A 17,392-nucleotide genomic window follows, 5' to 3' on the forward strand; every position below is an offset into this window, starting at 1 on the left:
AGCCCCTATCAGAAAAAAGCATCACCTATAGAAAAATTATATCTTCCCGCCGTTGCAGTAAAGCCCCAGGATGCGGATGGGGTCTCCCGCACACACAACACACTCATGAGACAAAAGGCGGAAACAAAAATGAAAAGTCAGTCTCAAATGATCTTCTTGCTGTTTATTGGCTACGTCTTCGTTTATATCGATAAAACCGTCACCGGCTTCGCGCTGCTGCCGATCGAAAAAGAATTTGGCCTCAACGCCGAACAGCTGGGCTACATCACCGGTATCTTTTTCCTCGCCTACTCCCTGTTCCAGGTCCCGGCGGGCTGGTTGAACGACCGGATTGGCTATAAAACGATGCTGGTACTGTCGCTGTCGGCGCTGGGGATTTTCGCCCTCTGCTTCGGCGCGCTGGGCCTCAGCTTCGGTCTGCTGCTGCTGTTTCGCTTTCTCTCAGGGGTGGGCCATTCCGGCTACCCCTGCTCATGCGCAAAAGCGGTCGTCAGTAATTTCAGCGTCGAAAACCGCACCTTCGCCCAGTCAGTTCTCCTCTCCTCGGCCGGGCTGGCGATGACTATCGGGCCGATTATCGCGGTGAACGCCCTGTCGCTGCTGGGCTGGCACCGCTCCTTTGCCGCTCTCGGAGCGCTGGTTTGCGTCACTGCCGCCCTTATTGCCTGGCGGGTACCGCGCCGCCCGCCGGCTCCCGCAGCGGCGAAGAAGGCAGCCGCCGGCGGCGCGCTGTGGCGTAACCCGACGGTTATCCTGCTGTTTATCTCTATATTCTGCGTCAACATTCCCAGCTACGGCCTGATGGCGTGGCTGCCGAAATTCTTCGTCCAAAGCATGGGGATGTCGCTGTCAGCTTCAGGCTATGTGGTGGCCGCCGGCGGTCTCGGGATCTGGGTTTCATCGCTGGGAACCGGCTGGCTGGTGGGGAAATATTTTCTTCATCGTGAACCGCTGGTGATCGCCGTCAGCGCCCTGCTTAGCGCCGCCGCCATTTTCGCGATTTTTCATGCCGGGACGGCGCTGACCGCCAGCCTGCTGCTGTTCGTCGGCGAGATATTTTTAATGGCCACGTTCGTTACCGCTTTTACCCTGCCGATGAAGCGGCTGCCGGAGAACATCATGGGCTCGGCTATCGGCCTGATTAATACCGGCGGCACCCTTGGCGGCTTTGTTTCGCCGATCGTGATTGGCTATCTGGTGGCGAAAACCCACAGCTATGCCAGCGCGTTCCTGTTTCTGTCACTGGCGATGGTCTGCTCGGCGCTAGCGGTGCTGCCGCTGATGAAACGCAAAACCGTCGCCGGCCTGCCCGTTGCTGATTGAAGGAGAATCTGATGAATCACGCCACCGAACTGCTGATTTCCGCCGCCGCCGAAGAGGCGCTGCGCTGGCGTCGCCACATCCACGCCCACCCGGACCTCTCTTTCCAGGAGAAGCCGACCGCCGATTACATCGCCCGCGAGCTGGCGTCATTTGCCGGGCTGGAGATTAGCCGCCCGCTGGATAATAGCGTGATTGCCGTGCTACGCGGCCCGCATCCGGGGCCGACGTGGGCGCTGCGCGCCGACATTGATGCCCTGCCGCTGCAGGAGGAGAGCGGCGAAAGCTTCTGCTCCACCGTGCCTGGCGTGATGCACGCCTGCGGCCACGACGCCCATACGGCGATGCTGATGGGGGCGGCAAAAGTGCTGTGCCAGCAGCGCGATAACCTGCACGGCAGCATTAAATTTATTTTCCAGCCGGCGGAAGAAGTACCGCCGGGCGGCGCGCGGGAGCTGGTGGAGCTGGGGGTGGTCGACGACGTGGAGCATATTTTCGGTCTGCACGTCTTCCCCACCAGCCCGGTCGGCACCCTGACGCTGAAAGAAGGCGTCTACGTCGCCTCCAGCGACAACTTCGATATCACCATTCGTGGCAAAGGCGGTCATGGCTCAATGCCGCAGCACTGTATCGACCCGGTTACCATCGGTGCGGAAATGGTCGGGGCATTGCAGCAGATCGTAGCGCGCAATATCGATCCGGGTACGGCGCCGGTATTGACCATCGCCACCTTCCAGGCCGGTGACAGCTACAACGTCATCCCTGACAGCGCCCGCCTGGCCGGCACGCTGCGTACCCATAACCAACAGGTCCGCGAAGCGGTGCCGCAGCTGATGTCGCGCATCATTGACGGGATTGCCGCCGCCCACGGCGCGAGCTGCGACATTCGCTGGCAGCAGGGTTACGTCGTCGGTCACAACCACGACAGCACCAACGCCATCGCCCGCGCCGCCATCGAACGCCACTTCCCGGCGGGGACCCTGAAGCTGGAGGATCGAGCGCTGTTTGGCAGCGAAGACTTCTCCTCCTATCAGGAAAAGGTTCCCGGTACCTTCCTGTTTATCGGCTGCGGTAACAAGGAAAAAGGGGCCGTCTGGAACGTGCATAATCCGCATTTCCGCATCGACGAAGATGCCCTGGCCATCGGTATCAAAACCCACATAGCGCTGGTCAGCCCGTTGCTGAATGACGAATAAAGGGCTTTTTGCGCATCTGGCGCGCTGCGCCAGATGCGGCTTCCACCGCTTTTCCCCCACGCTATCGCCGGCGCAATAATCTCGCCATTCACCGTTTTTTCGTCTTACCGTCATCTAACGATCACATAAAACGCCATTAATAGTGCCCAGTTTAATGATGAATCTGGACGCTCTTATGAATAGTTCTCTTGCCGCGGTAACCGACACCGATTATCCGCATTTTGGTCAGCCGAATACCGCCCGGCAGCGGAAAGTCTTAAGCGTGCGCAACCTGAATAAGTCTTACAGTGCGCAGCAAACCGTACTCGATAACATCAGTTTCGATCTCCATGCCGGCGAACTGGTGGGGGTGATCGGCCGTTCTGGTGCCGGTAAGTCGACCCTGCTGCATGTGCTGAACGGCACCCACAGCGCCACCGGTGGTGAGATCCTCAGCTACCCGGAAGTGGGCATGCCGCACGATGTGGCGAAGCTAAAAGGCCGCGCGCTGAACGCCTGGCGCAGCAAGTGCGGCATGATTTTCCAGGACTTCTGCCTGGTGCCGCGTCTTGACGTGTTAACCAACGTGCTGCTGGGCCGACTGAGCCAGACTTCAACGCTGAAATCCCTGTTTAAGATCTTCCCTGACGCCGACCGGGCGCGCGCCATCTCGCTGCTGGAGTGGATGAATATGCTGCCGCATGCCCTGCAGCGGGCCGAAAATCTCTCCGGCGGGCAGATGCAGCGCGTGGCGATTTGTCGCGCGCTAATGCAGAACCCCGGTATTTTGCTGGCCGATGAGCCGGTCGCCTCTCTCGATCCGAAAAACACACAGCGCATCATGAACGTACTGCGCGAAATCAGCGAACAGGGCATCAGCGTGATGGTGAACCTGCACTCGGTGGAACTGGTGAAAGAGTATTGCACGCGGGTTATTGGCGTAGCGAAGGGCAACATTATTTTTGACGACCATCCCTTACAGCTGACTCAGGATATTCTGCATCAGCTGTACGGGGATGAAATTAGCCAATTGCATTAATTTCCACTCACACGGACAAGATAATGAAACAATACATCACTGGTGCAGTTCGTATATCCGCCGCGGTCGCGGGAATGATGATGGCATGGCAGGCAGGCGCTGCGGAGCAGCCAAAAGAATTAAACCTGGGGATCCTGGGGGGCCAGAACGCCACCCAGCAAATTGGTGATAACCAGTGTGTAAAACAGTTTCTCGACAAAGAGCTGAACGTCGATACCAAATTACGCAACTCCTCTGACTATTCCGGCGTTATTCAGGGTCTGCTGGGCGGTAAAGTCGACGTCGTGCTGAGTATGTCGCCTTCGTCTTACGCTTCGGTTTATATCAATAACCCGAAAGCGGTGGATATTGTCGGTATCGCCGTGGATGATAAAGATCAGTCCCGCGGCTACCACTCGGTGGTGATTGTCAAAGCCGACAGCCCGTATAAATCGTTAGACGATCTGAAAGGCAAAGCCTTCGGCTTCGCCGATCCGGACTCCACTTCCGGCTATCTGATCCCGAACCACGCCTTCAAACAGAAATTCGGCGGCACTTCAGATAACAAATACAACAACTTCTTCTCCAGCGTGACCTTCTCTGGCGGTCACGAGCAGGACATCCTGGGCGTGCTGAACGGCCAGTTCGCGGGGGCGGTCACCTGGACTTCGATGGTCGGCGACTACAACAGCGGCTATAGCGTCGGTGCCTTCAACCGCCTGATTCGTATGGATCACCCGGATCTGATGAAGCAGATCCGCATCATCTGGCAATCGCCGCTGATCCCCAACGGGCCGATCCTGGTCAGCAACGCGCTGCCGGCTGACTTTAAAGCCAAAGTCATCAGCGCGATCAAAAAGCTGGATACCGACGAGCATGCCTGCTTTGTGAAAGCCATGGGCGGTACTCAGCATATCGGCCCGGGCAGCGTGGCTGACTTCCAGCAGATTATCGATATGAAACGCGAGCTGGTCAGCGCCCGTTAATCCCGCCCCAACGCCGCCTCCGCGTAGGCCCGCGTGAGGCGGCGGCATACTGAAGACCCATCGACGTATGAATATGCCGAATACCGAATTTGAACGTTATTACCAGCAGGTACGAGCGCGACAAAAGCGCGATACCTTTAGCTGGTCTGTGCTCCTGCTGGTACTTTATTTCGCCGCCGGCAGCGCCGCGGAATTTAATCTCTTCACTATCTGGCGCTCTCTGCCGAATTTTCTCGATTACATGTTTGAGACGCTGCCGACGCTCCACGTCAGCGCTCTGTTCGCCGATGTCCACACCAAAGGCTCGCTGGCCTACTGGGGCTATCGTCTGCCGATTCAACTGCCGCTGATCTGGGAAACATTACAGCTGGCGCTGGCTTCCACGCTGATTGCGGTGGTCATTGCGACGCTGCTGGCGTTCCTCGCCGCTAATAACGCCTGGTCACCGCCGCCGCTGCGTTTCGCCATCCGCGTGGTGGTGGCATTTTTACGCACCATGCCGGAGCTGGCGTGGGCGGTGATTTTCGTGATGGCCTTCGGCATCGGCGCCATTCCCGGATTTCTGGCCCTGATGCTGCATACCATCGGCAGCCTGACCAAGCTGTTTTACGAAGCGGTGGAAAGCGCGCAGGACAAACCGGTACGCGGCCTGATGGCCTGCGGGGCTTCACCGATCCAGCGCATTCGCTTCGCGCTGTGGCCGCAGGTCAAACCGATTTTTCTCTCCTACGGCTTTATGCGTCTGGAGATTAACTTTCGCTCGTCAACCATTCTTGGGCTGGTGGGCGCCGGCGGGATCGGTCAGGAACTGATGACCAACATCAAGCTGGATCGTTACGATCAGGTCAGCATCACGCTGCTGCTGATCATCATCGTGGTGTCGCTGCTGGATATGCTGTCCGGCCGCCTGCGACAGTGGGTTCTTGAGGGCAAAAAATGAATCTATGGCAAAGCCAACCGGATGTCGCCGCCAGCCGCCGCCAGCATCGACAACTGTATCAAGCCCAGGGGCGCTATTTGCGCTTCGTCGGTCTGCTGACGCTGGCGGGCTTACTTTACTACGTCTGGTTTTTTAGCCAGTTTGGCATCAGCGGCGAACAGCTCACCAGCGGCCTGCAGCAAATTAGCCGCTATCTGCTGCGGATGTTCGTCTGGCACGATTTTTTCAACTGGCCGTTTGCCTACTACTTCACGCAAATCGGCATCACTCTGGCGATTGTCTTCGTCGGGACTCTGACCGCCACGGTGATTGCGCTACTGCTCTCTTTCCTCGCGGCACGTAACATTATGCGCGGGTTGATTCCCGGATTTATCGCTCTGTTGATGCGCCGTCTGTTTGACGTGCTGCGCGGCATTGATATGGCCATCTGGGGGCTGATTTTTGTCCGCGCCGTGGGCCTCGGGCCGCTGGCCGGGGTGCTGGCGATTATTATGCAGGATACCGGACTGCTTGGGCGGCTGTATGCCGAAGGACATGAGGCGGTTGACCGCTCACCGGGGCGCGGGCTGACCGCCGTGGGCGCCAACGGCTTGCAGAAGCACCGCTTCGGCATTTTTACCCAGTCTTTCCCGACGTTTCTGGCGCTGAGCCTGTATCAGATTGAGTCGAATACCCGCTCCGCCGCAGTGTTAGGCTTCGTCGGCGCCGGCGGTATCGGCCTGATTTATGCGGAAAACATGCGCCTGTGGAACTGGGACGTGGTGATGTTTATCACCCTGCTGCTGGTGATCGTGGTCATGGCGATGGATACGCTCTCGGCGTGGTTACGCCGCCGCTATATTGGCGGCAACGTGGTGCCCTTGTTCAAAGCGGAGTAACCCGTTCCCCGGTCGCGCTGCGTTTACCGGGGCTACGGCTTCTGCGGTCGCGGGGACCTGCTCAGAGCCGCCATTCCAGCACCGGCCAGTTGTGGCTGGCATTCACCGCCGCCAGCTGCGGACACGGGTTAACCAGCCGGACATGGTCAGCATGCAGACACAGCGGCAGATCATTTATCGAATCGGTATAGAAGGTCACCTCGCCGCTCTCGTGCGGCCAGGCTTTCTGCCACGCCGCCAGCCGCACGACCTTTCCCTGCTGGTAGCTTGGCGTACCGGCAATCACTCCGCTATAGCCGCCGTCGGCCATCTCCACGTCGATACCTAACGCCTGCTCAATCCCCAACGCCGAGGCCACCGCCTGCACCAGCAGGCTAACCGAGGCCGAAATCACCAGCATCTGTTCGCCTTGCGCCCGCAGGGTTTGCAGCAGATCCCACGCCTGCGGATAGACGCGCGGCATAATATCCTGCTGCACGCAGCGCGCCACCAGCGCATCGACCTCCGCCTTCGGCACGCCGATGAGCGGCGCCTGGATTAAGGCAACGTAGTCGGCGATATTCATTTCGCCGCGATCGTAATCGTCCATCAGCATCGCCTCCCGCGCCAGATACGCCGGATCGCTCACCCACCCTTCCCGCACCAGGAACCGGCTCCATACCGTGCTGCTGTCGCCCTTAATCAAGGTATTATCCAGATCGAAAATCGTCAGATTTTTGGACATTGTTCATTTTCCCTAATCAGCAAAATTGGCTCGCCAGAGCATGCTTAACCAAGATGACAGGAGAATGACTCGCCTGCGCACCGGACAAAGGGTAGCAAAAAGAGAGGAAAAACGGGTCAGATTAGCGGATCGGCGGCGATATGCCGCGCACCGTGGCGGCATAAATGTCGCCCTTCGGCTATCCCTGAAAGATCATCACCAGCAGTACCGCTATCAGCAACAGCGGGTAAATCCGCGCGTGCCAGCGATCCGGCAGACGTGTCAGCCAACGGGCAGCTAACCGCAGCCCCAGCCAGCTCCCGGCGACCAGCAACGCCGCGGCCGACAGCCAGATATGGCCCAAAAATCCTGCCGGCAGCCCTGCGGGCGACACGCCGCTCATCGCCACCCACGTGGCGGTAGCGCTCGCCGACAGCGGCAGCGTCAGCAAATTGGCCGTGGCCGCCGCTTCCGGCATCGTCGCGCCACGACGACGCATTAACGGAACGGTCATGACGCTTCCGCCGACGCCAAGAAACGACGCAATCAGGCCAATCACACCGCCCGTCGTCAGCTCGCGCGCGGCAACCGGCGCAGAACGCCGGACGCCAGGGGCCATAAAACCCGGACGAAAATAGCAGTCGAGAATGGTCACCAGCAGATAGCCGACGAACAGCCAGCGAAGCCACCGCCCGTTCGCCGAGAGCGCCAGCAACGCCCCGGCGATCCCCCCGAGGGCAATGCCCACGAACATCATCCGCAGAGGACGCCAGCGCAGCGTTCCACCGCGAAGATGGCGCCAGGTTGCCAGCAGCGCAGCACAAAGCATCACCAGCGCAGAGGTGGCTACCGCAATGTGCATCGCCTGCCCGCCGACATCGCTCTGCGCGCCCCACACTGCGGTCACCAGAAACGAGATCAGCGGTACGGTGACAAAACCGCCGCCAAAACCAAACAGCCAGGTCGTGACGCCACACGCTACACCGCAGATAAAAAGCCAGCCTATCATTCGATTCTCCTCCGTTCAGAGTCATCACGATATAGAATAGCGGCATGGCTGACTTACGATTAAAAGCCATCATCTTACGATTTTCAGCCAGAAGGATGTGTCATGCGCAATATTGCGGTGAACGATGTCGATGACCTCCCGCGCCGGGTGCTGGCGCTGGGCAGCGATTACCCGGCGAATACGCAGCTGGAGCGCCACAGCCATCGCCGGGCGCAGTTTCTCTATGCCATGAACGGACTGATGAAGGTGGAGACGGATGACGGGCAGTGGCTGGTTCCCCCCTACAGCGGCGTGTGGATCCCGGCCGCCCGTCCGCATCGGGTACTGATGCCGGGGGTCAGCACCCACAGCCTGTACATCGAACCGGATGCGGCGCCGCGTGCCGGAGAACGCTGCGAGGTGTTGCAGGTCTCTCCCCTGTTACATCAGCTGCTGCTGAGCGCCTGCCAGCTACCGCTGCTTTACCACGAAGACGGACATGATGGCGCATTAATCGAACTGGTTTTGCATGAGCTGAAAGCCGCCTCTCCGCTACCGATGTTTACCCCACTTCCGCAAAGTGCGCCGCTGGTTGCGCTGTGCAGCGACTTTCTGCGCCAGCCGGATATTCACAGCACGCCGGAACAGTGGGCCGCCAGGCTGAATAAAAGCGCCCGGACTTTTCATCGCCTGTTTCGCCAGCAGACCGGCATGGCATTTCGCGACTGGCGCCAGCAGGCCTGCGTGATGTACGCCCTGACGGCGCTGCGGGAAGGCAGAACCATTACCGACGTGGCGCTCAGCCTGGGATATGAACATCCGGCGGCCTTTACCAGCATGTTTCGTAAAACGATCGGCCAGGCGCCCACCGCGTTTGTCCGCCAGATGAACGGCGGCCCGGTCTGACGCCGTAGCCGCGCCCTATCCAGACGGGGTCACAGCACCGCGCTCTGCAGCCAGTCCCGCAGGCTTTCCACGGAAAGGTCCGCCGGGGCCCGCGCCGTCGGCTGACCCGATTTCACCATCAGCAGCGCAGGTAAACCACGGACCCCCAGCGCTGTCGCCAGTTGCTGATGACGATCGGCATCGAGATAGCGTGTCTCCAGCGCCGCCAGGTGGTTCGCGAGGCTCGCATGACCCAGCAGCTGCCACAGCTTACGGCAGTGGACGCAGCGTTCAGCGCCGACGAACAACAGCAGCGGAGATTCAGACTCGCCGGAGAGCTCGCTTTCCGCGTTCAGCGGCGTGAAGCGGCTCTCCGCCACCCGGAACAGTTTCGGACTGCGGCGTAGGGTATCGTTATCGGTCGCCACGCACAGCGCATCGGCGCTTTTACTGTAGGGCTGCACGCCGGCGACGCGCACCATGCTCTGCGCCGGACCTGCCGCTGCGGCGCCGGGCTGGCGTAAAGTCCGCACGTCAACCGCCGCAATCGGCACTTCGGACGGCCGCGCCAGCTGCGGGATCCAGGCATACGGAATACGATAGGCGCGGTAAACCATGTTGTTATTCAAGGTCTTGCCCCAGAATGGCGAAATATACTCCCAGACGATTTCATGGTCGCGGGTCACTTCAAAAATGCGGCCGTTGGAGCCTTCGTTGATGAGGGTATTGCCGTTTTCCAGGCGCTGCATATTGCTGATATACGGGCTATAGAACCGATACGAGTCGGTTGGCTGCGGGAGATCCGCCTCATACGGCGAGTAGCGCCATTCGATATCGAGCGTCACCGGGTTGATCTCGAGGATCCGCGAATAGTCGCGCCAGGCGTTTTTCACCCCGTCCGCCGACGCCGGGTTGGGGGCGCCGTACCCGGCCCAGCCGCCGTTATCAAAGATCAGAATATTGCCCGCCCCGGGTAATCCCTGGGGGATCATATGCGCGTGGTGCTGGCCGATAATCCACCCCAGATGCTTCAACCGCGGCGTGCTGTAGTCCGGGCCAAGCTGCCAGACAATCTTACCGCTCTGTTTATCAATGATGGCGATGATATTGGACTCGCGGGCATCCCAGATGATGTTGTCAGGATGGAAGCGCGCATCGCCGGCGTCATACCATTTGTTTGGTCCCAGCGCCGACATGGAGTTGATGTGCATCCAGTCGCCCATCCCGCCGCCGCTGGCGCGCATATTGGGGTTATTGCGCAGCGCCGCGCGCGCCGCCTCGTCAAAGCCCAGCTCGTGGAAATGATCGCTGCAGCGCCATTCCCACACCACATTGCCCTGCCAGTCGACCTCAATAATGGTGTCATCAAGCAGCAGCTTATCGGAAATCTCTTCATTCACCAGGTTGGTGTGGGCCAGAATTAAGGTGTTGCCGCCGTCAACCTGCGGCTCAAGCCCCGGGGCGTAATAGCCCACCGGATTCCCGGCGCGCTGATAATCATGGTGCGCGCGCGCCATCCAGCGCGGCGCGTGACCCGGGTCGCTCACCTGTTCATAGCGGTCAAATTTCCAGGTGATATTGCCTTCCCAGTCCACCTGAATCAGGTCGAGCATATCCTGCATCCCGTAGCGGGGATCGCGTTCGCCGCTGTGGCCCAGGATCGCCCCCCCGGGCAGGATTTTATTCGGAAAGCCGTGCAGTTCGGGCCATTCGCGGACCACGTTGCCATTCATATCGACCAGAATCGCCCCGCGTTCGGTGGCCTGAAAAACGGTATATCCGCTCCACGCGCGCTGCGGATCGTAGAGCGTGGCGCCGGTCGGGTAGACGGAAGGATGTCCCATATTGTCACTCCTTAAATAGTCAAATCAGGCACAAGTAATCAAGGTACGAATCTGCCGGCAGGCGGCGGAGAACGACTCATCATCGCGCTGTCGCGGATGGGGCAACGCCAGCGTCACCACCTCACGAATCCGTCCCGGACGGGGAGAGAGCACCACCACCCGGTCGGCCAGCGCCACCGCCTCTTCCACATCGTGAGTCACCAGCAGCGTGGTGGTCCCCGTGCGGCGATGAATATGCAGCAGCTCCTGCTGCAGGGTATGGCGCGTCAGGGCATCCAGCGCGCCGAAAGGCTCATCGAGCATCAGAATTTGCGGCCGGGCGATCAGCCCGCGGGCAATCGCTACCCGCTGGGCCATCCCGCCGGAAAGCCGGGATGGCAGCGCATGGGCGAACTCCTGTAGCTGCACGCGCTCCAGCATCGCCAGCGCGCGCTGGCGCTTCCCCCCACGACTCAGCTTTTCATCCGCGAGGCCCAGCATCACGTTGTCGATCACCGTCAGCCACGGAAACAGCCGCGGCTCCTGAAAGACAATGCCGCGCTCTTTGCCCACGCCGCGTACCGGCTCGCCGTTAACGCGGATTTCCCCCTGCGTCACCGGCTCCAGGCCAATCAACATCCGCAGCAGCGTGGACTTGCCGCAGCCGCTGCTACCCACCAGCACCACCAGCTCGCCGGCGGCGATATCGAGGCTGAAGTTTTGCAGTGCCGTCACCTGTTGCCAGGATTTATGCACATGGCGAAAAGAGACCAGGGTCGAGTCGGTCATCGTTGCTCCCGTTGGCGCCAGCGGGTGGCGCGAGATTCCAGTAAACGTCCGGCTTTATCCAGCGCGGCGCCGGTGATACCAATCAGCACCATGCCGCAGAGAATGGTCGGCATATCCAGCAGCTGCTGGGCGTTGATCATCAGGCTGCCGATACCGGTCCCGGAGGACATGAAATATTCCGCGCCGATGTTGCCCAGCCACGCATAAATCAACGCCAGGCGCAGACCGGCAAATATGCCCGGCGCCGCCCCCGGTAAAATCAGCGTCCGCAGGCGGGTCAACGGGCCAAAGCGCAGCACCTTCGCCACTTCATCAAGCTGCGGATCGCGCTGGCTGACGGCCTGCAAGGTGCTAAAAAACATCGGGAAGAAAGAAGCCAGGGCGATAAACACGATTTTGCCGCCGTTATCGTTACCCACCCACGCGGTCAGCAGCGGCAGCCAGGCAAAGAGCGCGATATGGCGCAGGACGTTCAGCGTCGGGGTCAATATCTGCCCGGCTCGCGGGCGCAGGGCCAGCAGCAACCCGCACAGCAGCCCGATAGCGATCCCCAGCGCGCCGCCGGCAAAGGCCCGTCCGAGACTGGCCAGCATCGCGGCGGGCAGCTCGCCGCTGGCCGCTCCGGCCATAAAGCGCTGCGCCACCGCCAGCGGCGAGGAGAATAACGTGCTGTCGATCCAGCCCCAGCCGCTGGCCAGTTGCCACAGCGCCAGTAGGATCAGCGGCAGCTGGAATGCATGCCAGCTGGCCTGCGGCTTCCAGGCCAACCGCCCGGTAGCGGGCTGCGGCCAGAAGACCAGACGGGCATAGACCCGGTTGGTCGCCCACTCCATCAACAGCCCGCTCAGCCCGACCACCGCGATGGTGACGAAGACAATATCCAGCTGAAACAGCTGGCGGCCCCAGACCATCAGGTAGCCGATCCCTTCAGACGAGGCCAGCAGCTCGACAACAATCAGCGACACCCAGGCCTGAGATAACGCCAGCCGCAGGCCGGTAAACCAGCCCGGCAGGCTCGCGGGAATCACCAGCCAGCGCAGCCGCTGCCAGCGGGAAAAATTCATCACCTGCGCCGCTTCCCCCAGCGCTGGCGAGACGCTGGTGACCGCCAGTTGCGTATGGATGGTCATCGGGACAAGGGTGGTTTTGACGATAACCGCCAGCTTCAGGCCGTTATCGATGCCAAACAGCACCATAAACAGCGGGATCCAGCCCAGGGTGGGGATCTGCGCGAGGGCATAAAATAGCGGTTCTATCCGCTGAGCCGCGGCCGGTACGAGACCAAACAACGCCCCCAGCAGGGTACCCGCCGCCACGCCCAGCAGCAGCCCGACGGCCAGGTGCTGAAGGCTAAACCCCCATTGCGCCAGCAGATCGCCGCTGAGAAGCGACAGCGCGGTATCGGCGACGACCGCCGGGGCGGGCAGGATCTGCTCCGGCATCCAGCGCTTTACGGCGGCGATGTGCCACAGCAGCGCGATCAGCGCCGGCAGCAGCAGGGGCCAGCCGTTTAGCCTGATAGCAGGCAAGGAGTACCTGCGTCTTTTCAAGATCATCTGCGACATAGCGGTCCGTTTTGAGTGAAATCATCACCCTATAAAACCGTCCTCACCGTCTGTCGTCATTGCGTTTGCTGAATAATCCCGATGCAACAAATGCATCTCAGCCTGGCGGACAGGCGGGCTCTGATTTAGCTTATTTTTGCCTTTGCTCTGCGAATAAAAGCATTTAACAGTACGCGGTGAGCCTCTTTAGGGTGAGAAAAAACTCAGGGAGTCACCACCAATGATGAAAGCTATTTTTACCCGTACGGCGCTGGCGCTGGTCGCCGTGGTCACGCTGATGGCCAGCGCGCAGGCCGAGAGTCTGCGAACCATTCGCATTGGCGTGCCGGATCAAAGTGCCGGCAGCAAACCGTTTATTGAAGGGCCGGTCGGGATGGCGTTTATCCGTCATCAGCTGGAGGCGGTGTTTAAACCACAGGGCGTGGAGGTGCAGTGGCAGTTCTTTAAGGGCGCCGGCCCGGCGGTGAATGAAGCGCTGGCCAACCGGCAGCTCGATTTTGTCTATCTCGGCGATCTGGCGGCGATTATCGGCAAAGCCAACGGTCTGCCAACCCGTCTGCTGCTGGGCAGCCGCGGGTCGGAGTCCTACCTCGCGGTCACCAGAGCATCGGCGATTAAACAGCTGGCGGACCTGAAAGGGAAACGCGTGGCAGTGTATCGCGGTACCGCAGACCAGCTGGCCTTCGATCGCGCTTTGCAGACCGTCGGACTTAGCGAACGCAATATGCAGGTCATTAATCTGGACTGGAGCGCCGGGAAAGCCGCGTTGGCCGCCGGTCGCGTGGATGCGGTGTGGGGCGGCGTCTCGCTGCTGGCGCTGCGCGGCGATAAGATTGACGTGGTGGTGAAAAGCGGTGATTCAGGCCGCCAGAATACCACCCAGGCGGCTTTTCTCGGAACTCAGGACTTTATTCAGGCCTGGCCGCAGGCCACCCAGCAAGTTATTGACGTGCTGGTGAAAAACGCGGCGGAAATCAGCAACCCGGCGAATCGCGAGGCCTGGTCGGCGGAGATGGCGCAGCAGAGCCAAATTCCGCAGGCGCTGTTCCTTGAGGATCTGCAGCCGCAGGATCTCAACTTCAGCACTTCGCCGCGCATCGACCCCTTCCTGGCCGACAGCTTCAGCAGCAGCGTCGAGCAGGCCAAAACAGGTCGCCTCATTCGCAACGCCTTTGCGGTGACGCAGTGGGCAGACGGGCAGTTTGTCGAACGGGCGCTGAAGACTCTGCAGCTGGAAAACCACTGGCCGCAGTATGATAGCCAGGGCCAGGCGGCGGACGCCGGCTAAGCCCCCTCCTCCTGCGCCAGCAGCGGGATCTGATGCTGGCGGTCGGTATGCAGGATAATATCGATAAACCTGGCGACCAGCGGCGAAAGCGCGGCATGAACCGGGGAGATCACCGCAAAGCGGGTCTGCATCAGCCGCCACTCTTCCGGGAGGTTGCTGAGCTCCAGCTTCACCAGGCGATGGCTGTGCTGGCACAGGGCGAAGCCGTCTTCGCTGGCAAAGCTTATCGCCTGAGTGTGCGCCAGCGTCGACAGCAAGGCGTAGACGTGATCGCATTGAATCGCCGGGGTGAAATCCTGCTGCTGGCTGAGCGTTGCCAGCACTTTTCGCACCCCCGGAGGCAGATAGGGCGCGGCAAAGGGGTAGCGCAGCATCTCCTCAATAGCCACCGGCCCGCTCTGCGCCAGGGGATGGTCGGCATGACAGATGAAGAAACAGCGCTGCGGGCTGAGCGGCTGGACCCGCAGCTGCGGATCCAGCTCCGCATGCCAGCTGTCGGCCACCACGAAGGGAAACTGCTGGGTCGTCAGCGCGTGATGCAGGGCAAACCAGTTATCGACCTGAAAACGCACCCTCGCCTGCGGTAGACGGCGATGAAACTCACCGATGGCCGCCGGGATCAGGCGCGCCGCTGGCGCCGGGCCGCAACCGAACGCCACTTCGCCATTTTCGCTATCGTCCGTTTCTCCCAGCAGGCTGCTCAGCTCAATGTTTAGCTCCTGGAAACGGCGGGCGTAAGGCAGCAGCGTTTGCCCGTGTCGCGTCAGCGTCGGCAGCTTATTCTGCCGGTCGAATAAGGGATGGCCGACGCTCAGCTCCAGCGACTGAATACTGCGGCTGAAGGCCGATTGCGACAGGCATACCGACTCGGCGGCGCGGTGAAAACTACCGTATTCAACCAACGCGACAAAGTTGCGCAGCTGGCGAAAATCGAGATGCATAAGCTTGCCTCACAGGGACCTGGAGCGGACAAAGTACTGGACGCCGCCCCCGGCGCGCAATGGCCGGATGATGAGGATCTTTCACCTTCCGCGAAGAGAAGAGAGTCATTAACATCAGATGCGTCTTATATGCGATCGCGAAATAGTGTTTCATGGTGAAATAATTTATTAACAAGCGACACCACAGATTTTTCTCTTATATTTAACTGGAGCAATGAAAAACGTGAAGTAACAAGTTTACTCTACGTAAGGTTTCGTAAATTTTTCAGCGAACCATTCTGACAATATGGCGGATACGCTATAAATACCCACGGCCCATTCCCCCTCACGAAAAATAACGATATGACGCCTAAACTTGCTCACGCTTTATTATTGGTGCCTTTTTTAATTTTGGCAGGATGCTCATCTTCATCTAAACATCCGCCAAAAACCGCCGCCAAACACCAATACGCCCCGATCGATAGCGGATCTGACGATCTGATTCCGGTGGTTGCCGCCCTGCACGATCAAATGCACACCTGGCACGGCACCCCCTATGAATGGGGCGGTACCGAGCAAAGCGGCGTCGACTGTTCTGGCTTCGTCTGGCGAACGCTCAAGGACCGCTTCAATTTGCCCATGGAGCGCGTAACAACGAGCGATCTCCTGCATATGGGCGTCCGCGTCAGCAAGCAGCAGCTCCGTCCGGGGGATCTGGTATTCTTCCGTATTCGTGGCGGGATGCACGTCGGTTTCTATGACACCGAGCACAACTTCCTGCACGCTTCCAGCAGCCAGGGCGTCATGCGCTCCTCGCTGGACAACCCTTACTGGAACTCGGTCTTCTACCAGGCGCGTCGCCTGCCGAAAGAATATAACGCGCAGATCACCATGAATAGCGACCATCAGCACCTGGCTAAAAATCATTAATCCTTTTCAATAAAAAACCGCAGCAATAATGCTGCGGTTTTTTGTTCAGCCTGCTAACCGCCGCGGAAGTCTCCTGCGGCGGTCGCGGATTAGAACTGGTAAGTCATACCCAGAGCGACGATGTCGTCATTGTTGATAGCGAGTTTATTATCGCTGTTCAGCTGGTTGATTTTATAATCAACAAAGGCGTTCATGTTTTTGTTGAAGTAATAAGTCAGACCCACGTCGATGTAGTTCACCAGGTCCTCGTTACCAACGCCTTCAATATCTTTGCCTTTTGACAGCACATAGCCCAGGGACGGACGCAGGCCGAAGTCGAACTGGTACTGAGCAACGGCTTCAAAGTTCTGCGTTTTATTGGCAAAACCACCGCTGATTGGCGTCATCTTGCGGGTTTCAGAATACATAGTGGCCAGATAAATATTGTTGGCGTCATATTTCAGACCGGTCGCCCAGGCTTCCGCTTTTTTACCCACGCCGCGCGCCAGCAGGTTCTGGTCATTGGTACGGTCAGAGCTGGTATAGGCCGCGCTGATGGCAAAATCGCTGCCGCCGAAGTCATAGCTTAACGAGGTGCCGAAGCCGTCGCCGTTCTGTTTTTTCGCTTCGCGGCCTTCGTTTTTGCCCTGATATTGCAGAGTCATATCCAGGCCATCCACCACGCCGAAGAAATCGGTATTGCGGTAGGTTGCCAGACCGCTGGCACGCTTGGTCATGAAGTTGTCGGTCTGTGCGGAAGAGTCGCCGCCGAATTCCGGGAACATATCGGTCCAGGCTTCAACGTCATACAGGGCGCCGAGGTTACGACCATAATCGAAAGAACCGTAGTTTTTCAATTTCAGGCCGGCAAAGGCCAGACGGGTTTTCTGGGTGGAGTCGCTTTCCGTTTTGTTACCGGAGAATTCAGATTCCCAACGACCGTAGCCGGTCAGCTGGTCATTAATCTGGGTCTCGCCTTTGATGCCGAAACGGACATAGGTCTGGTCGCCATCTTTACTGTCATAGTCGCTGATGTAGTGCATCGCTTTGACTTTGCCATACACGTCCAGTTTGTTGCCGTCTTTATTATAAACTTCTGCTGCCTGTGTAGCTGAAGAAGCGACAAGACCCATCATCATTAATGCCAGTGAGCTCTTTTTCATTATTCAGTCCTGGTGATTTATTTATACGCGCTAATCAATTCC

At 59.3% G+C, this 17,392-nt stretch carries 16 protein-coding genes; 9 read left to right on the forward strand and 7 right to left on the reverse strand.

Features of this window, described 5'->3' with window-relative positions:
* The first annotated feature begins 129 nt into the window (after positions 1–129).
* From AC007G_RS04145 to phnE (AC007G_RS04170), 6 genes are all read left to right on the forward strand, one after another.
* The gene (locus tag AC007G_RS04145; protein ID WP_032700716.1) at positions 130–1,323 is read left to right on the forward strand and encodes an MFS transporter; all 1,194 of its coding nucleotides are present in this window, start codon (positions 130–132) and stop codon (positions 1,321–1,323) included.
* An 11-nt stretch (positions 1,324–1,334) separates the two neighbouring features.
* A complete protein-coding gene (locus tag AC007G_RS04150; protein ID WP_142630488.1) occupies positions 1,335–2,516 on the forward strand; it encodes an amidohydrolase in 1,182 nt (393 codons plus the stop codon).
* 175 nt (positions 2,517–2,691) lie between these two features.
* On the forward strand, positions 2,692–3,534 hold the full coding sequence (phnC, locus tag AC007G_RS04155; protein ID WP_032689391.1) for a phosphonate ABC transporter ATP-binding protein: 843 nt from the start codon (positions 2,692–2,694) through the stop codon (positions 3,532–3,534).
* 23 nt (positions 3,535–3,557) lie between these two features.
* Complete coding sequence (gene phnD / locus AC007G_RS04160) at positions 3,558–4,499, forward strand: phosphonate ABC transporter substrate-binding protein (RefSeq protein ID WP_032689329.1); 942 nt, start codon at positions 3,558–3,560, stop codon at positions 4,497–4,499.
* Between the two features lie 67 nt (positions 4,500–4,566).
* Positions 4,567–5,439: a phosphonate ABC transporter, permease protein PhnE gene (phnE, locus tag AC007G_RS04165; protein ID WP_032689330.1), complete on the forward strand. Its 873-nt coding sequence runs from the start codon at positions 4,567–4,569 to the stop codon at positions 5,437–5,439.
* On the forward strand, positions 5,436–6,317 hold the full coding sequence (gene phnE, locus AC007G_RS04170) for a phosphonate ABC transporter, permease protein PhnE (protein WP_032696587.1): 882 nt from the start codon (positions 5,436–5,438) through the stop codon (positions 6,315–6,317). Before phnE (AC007G_RS04165) ends, phnE (AC007G_RS04170) begins: the two co-directional genes overlap by 4 nt.
* A gap of 61 nt (positions 6,318–6,378) precedes the next feature.
* Here phnE (AC007G_RS04170) and AC007G_RS04175 read toward each other — a convergent pair whose 3' ends face one another.
* On the reverse strand, positions 6,379–7,041 hold the full coding sequence (locus AC007G_RS04175) for an HAD family hydrolase (RefSeq protein ID WP_032696588.1): 663 nt from the start codon (positions 7,039–7,041) through the stop codon (positions 6,379–6,381).
* A gap of 178 nt (positions 7,042–7,219) precedes the next feature.
* The gene (locus AC007G_RS04180) at positions 7,220–8,029 is read right to left on the reverse strand and encodes a sulfite exporter TauE/SafE family protein (protein ID WP_142630490.1); all 810 of its coding nucleotides are present in this window, start codon (positions 8,027–8,029) and stop codon (positions 7,220–7,222) included.
* Between the two features lie 102 nt (positions 8,030–8,131).
* Here AC007G_RS04180 and AC007G_RS04185 point away from each other — a divergent pair, with 102 nt between their 5' ends.
* On the forward strand, positions 8,132–8,914 hold the full coding sequence (locus AC007G_RS04185) for an AraC family transcriptional regulator (RefSeq protein WP_142630492.1): 783 nt from the start codon (positions 8,132–8,134) through the stop codon (positions 8,912–8,914).
* Positions 8,915–8,943: 29 nt separating this feature from the next.
* Here the strand turns inward: AC007G_RS04185 and AC007G_RS04190 are convergent, their stop codons facing one another.
* The 3 genes from AC007G_RS04190 to AC007G_RS04200 are packed head-to-tail and all read right to left on the reverse strand — an operon-like array spanning position 8,944 to position 13,070.
* Positions 8,944–10,737 (reverse strand): aryl-sulfate sulfotransferase, encoded by a 1,794-nt coding sequence (locus AC007G_RS04190; RefSeq protein WP_142630494.1) that lies wholly within the window; start codon positions 10,735–10,737, stop codon positions 8,944–8,946.
* Positions 10,738–10,761: 24 nt separating this feature from the next.
* Positions 10,762–11,505, reverse strand: coding sequence for an ABC transporter ATP-binding protein (locus tag AC007G_RS04195; protein WP_142630496.1), 744 nt, complete (start codon positions 11,503–11,505; stop codon positions 10,762–10,764).
* Complete coding sequence (locus AC007G_RS04200) at positions 11,502–13,070, reverse strand: ABC transporter permease (protein ID WP_064793321.1); 1,569 nt, start codon at positions 13,068–13,070, stop codon at positions 11,502–11,504. Before AC007G_RS04200 ends, AC007G_RS04195 begins: the two co-directional genes overlap by 4 nt.
* Before the next feature lie 220 nt (positions 13,071–13,290).
* Between AC007G_RS04200 and AC007G_RS04205 the strand changes: the two genes are divergently transcribed.
* On the forward strand, positions 13,291–14,358 hold the full coding sequence (locus AC007G_RS04205; RefSeq protein ID WP_032696593.1) for an ABC transporter substrate-binding protein: 1,068 nt from the start codon (positions 13,291–13,293) through the stop codon (positions 14,356–14,358).
* Here the strand turns inward: AC007G_RS04205 and AC007G_RS04210 are convergent.
* On the reverse strand, positions 14,355–15,299 hold the full coding sequence (locus AC007G_RS04210) for a LysR family transcriptional regulator (protein ID WP_047664145.1): 945 nt from the start codon (positions 15,297–15,299) through the stop codon (positions 14,355–14,357). The two genes, AC007G_RS04205 and AC007G_RS04210, sit on opposite strands and share 4 nt — an antisense overlap.
* Positions 15,300–15,641: 342 nt before the next feature.
* On the opposite strand from AC007G_RS04210, the gene AC007G_RS04215 reads away from it, so the two are divergent.
* A complete protein-coding gene (locus AC007G_RS04215; RefSeq protein WP_032689339.1) occupies positions 15,642–16,208 on the forward strand; it encodes a C40 family peptidase in 567 nt (188 codons plus the stop codon).
* Positions 16,209–16,297: 89 nt separating this feature from the next.
* Here the strand turns inward: AC007G_RS04215 and phoE are convergent, their stop codons facing one another.
* A complete protein-coding gene (gene phoE / locus AC007G_RS04220; protein WP_032689340.1) occupies positions 16,298–17,350 on the reverse strand; it encodes a phosphoporin PhoE in 1,053 nt (350 codons plus the stop codon).
* Positions 17,351–17,392 lie beyond the last annotated feature (42 nt).

The sequence above is a fragment of the Klebsiella sp. CSG-1 genome (assembly GCF_056521145.1).

Bases quoted from the DNA above. Each gene is read 5' to 3' on its own strand.
- AC007G_RS04185 (WP_142630492.1), top strand. From the start codon at position 8,132: ATGCGCAATATTGCGGTGAACGATGTCGATGACCTCCCGCGCCGGGTG.
- AC007G_RS04150 (WP_142630488.1), top strand. From the start codon at position 1,335: ATGAATCACGCCACCGAACTGCTGATTTCCGCCGCCGCCGAAGAGGCG.
- AC007G_RS04195 (WP_142630496.1), bottom strand. From the start codon at position 11,505: ATGACCGACTCGACCCTGGTCTCTTTTCGCCATGTGCATAAATCCTGG.
- phnE (WP_032696587.1), top strand. From the start codon at position 5,436: ATGAATCTATGGCAAAGCCAACCGGATGTCGCCGCCAGCCGCCGCCAG.
- AC007G_RS04190 (WP_142630494.1), bottom strand. From the start codon at position 10,737: ATGGGACATCCTTCCGTCTACCCGACCGGCGCCACGCTCTACGATCCG.
- phoE (WP_032689340.1), bottom strand. From the start codon at position 17,350: ATGAAAAAGAGCTCACTGGCATTAATGATGATGGGTCTTGTCGCTTCT.
- AC007G_RS04210 (WP_047664145.1), bottom strand. From the start codon at position 15,299: ATGCATCTCGATTTTCGCCAGCTGCGCAACTTTGTCGCGTTGGTTGAA.
- AC007G_RS04145 (WP_032700716.1), top strand. From the start codon at position 130: ATGAAAAGTCAGTCTCAAATGATCTTCTTGCTGTTTATTGGCTACGTC.
- AC007G_RS04205 (WP_032696593.1), top strand. From the start codon at position 13,291: ATGATGAAAGCTATTTTTACCCGTACGGCGCTGGCGCTGGTCGCCGTG.
- AC007G_RS04200 (WP_064793321.1), bottom strand. From the start codon at position 13,070: ATGTCGCAGATGATCTTGAAAAGACGCAGGTACTCCTTGCCTGCTATC.
- AC007G_RS04175 (WP_032696588.1), bottom strand. From the start codon at position 7,041: ATGTCCAAAAATCTGACGATTTTCGATCTGGATAATACCTTGATTAAG.
- phnE (WP_032689330.1), top strand. From the start codon at position 4,567: ATGAATATGCCGAATACCGAATTTGAACGTTATTACCAGCAGGTACGA.
- AC007G_RS04215 (WP_032689339.1), top strand. From the start codon at position 15,642: ATGACGCCTAAACTTGCTCACGCTTTATTATTGGTGCCTTTTTTAATT.
- AC007G_RS04180 (WP_142630490.1), bottom strand. From the start codon at position 8,029: ATGATAGGCTGGCTTTTTATCTGCGGTGTAGCGTGTGGCGTCACGACC.
- phnC (WP_032689391.1), top strand. From the start codon at position 2,692: ATGAATAGTTCTCTTGCCGCGGTAACCGACACCGATTATCCGCATTTT.
- phnD (WP_032689329.1), top strand. From the start codon at position 3,558: ATGAAACAATACATCACTGGTGCAGTTCGTATATCCGCCGCGGTCGCG.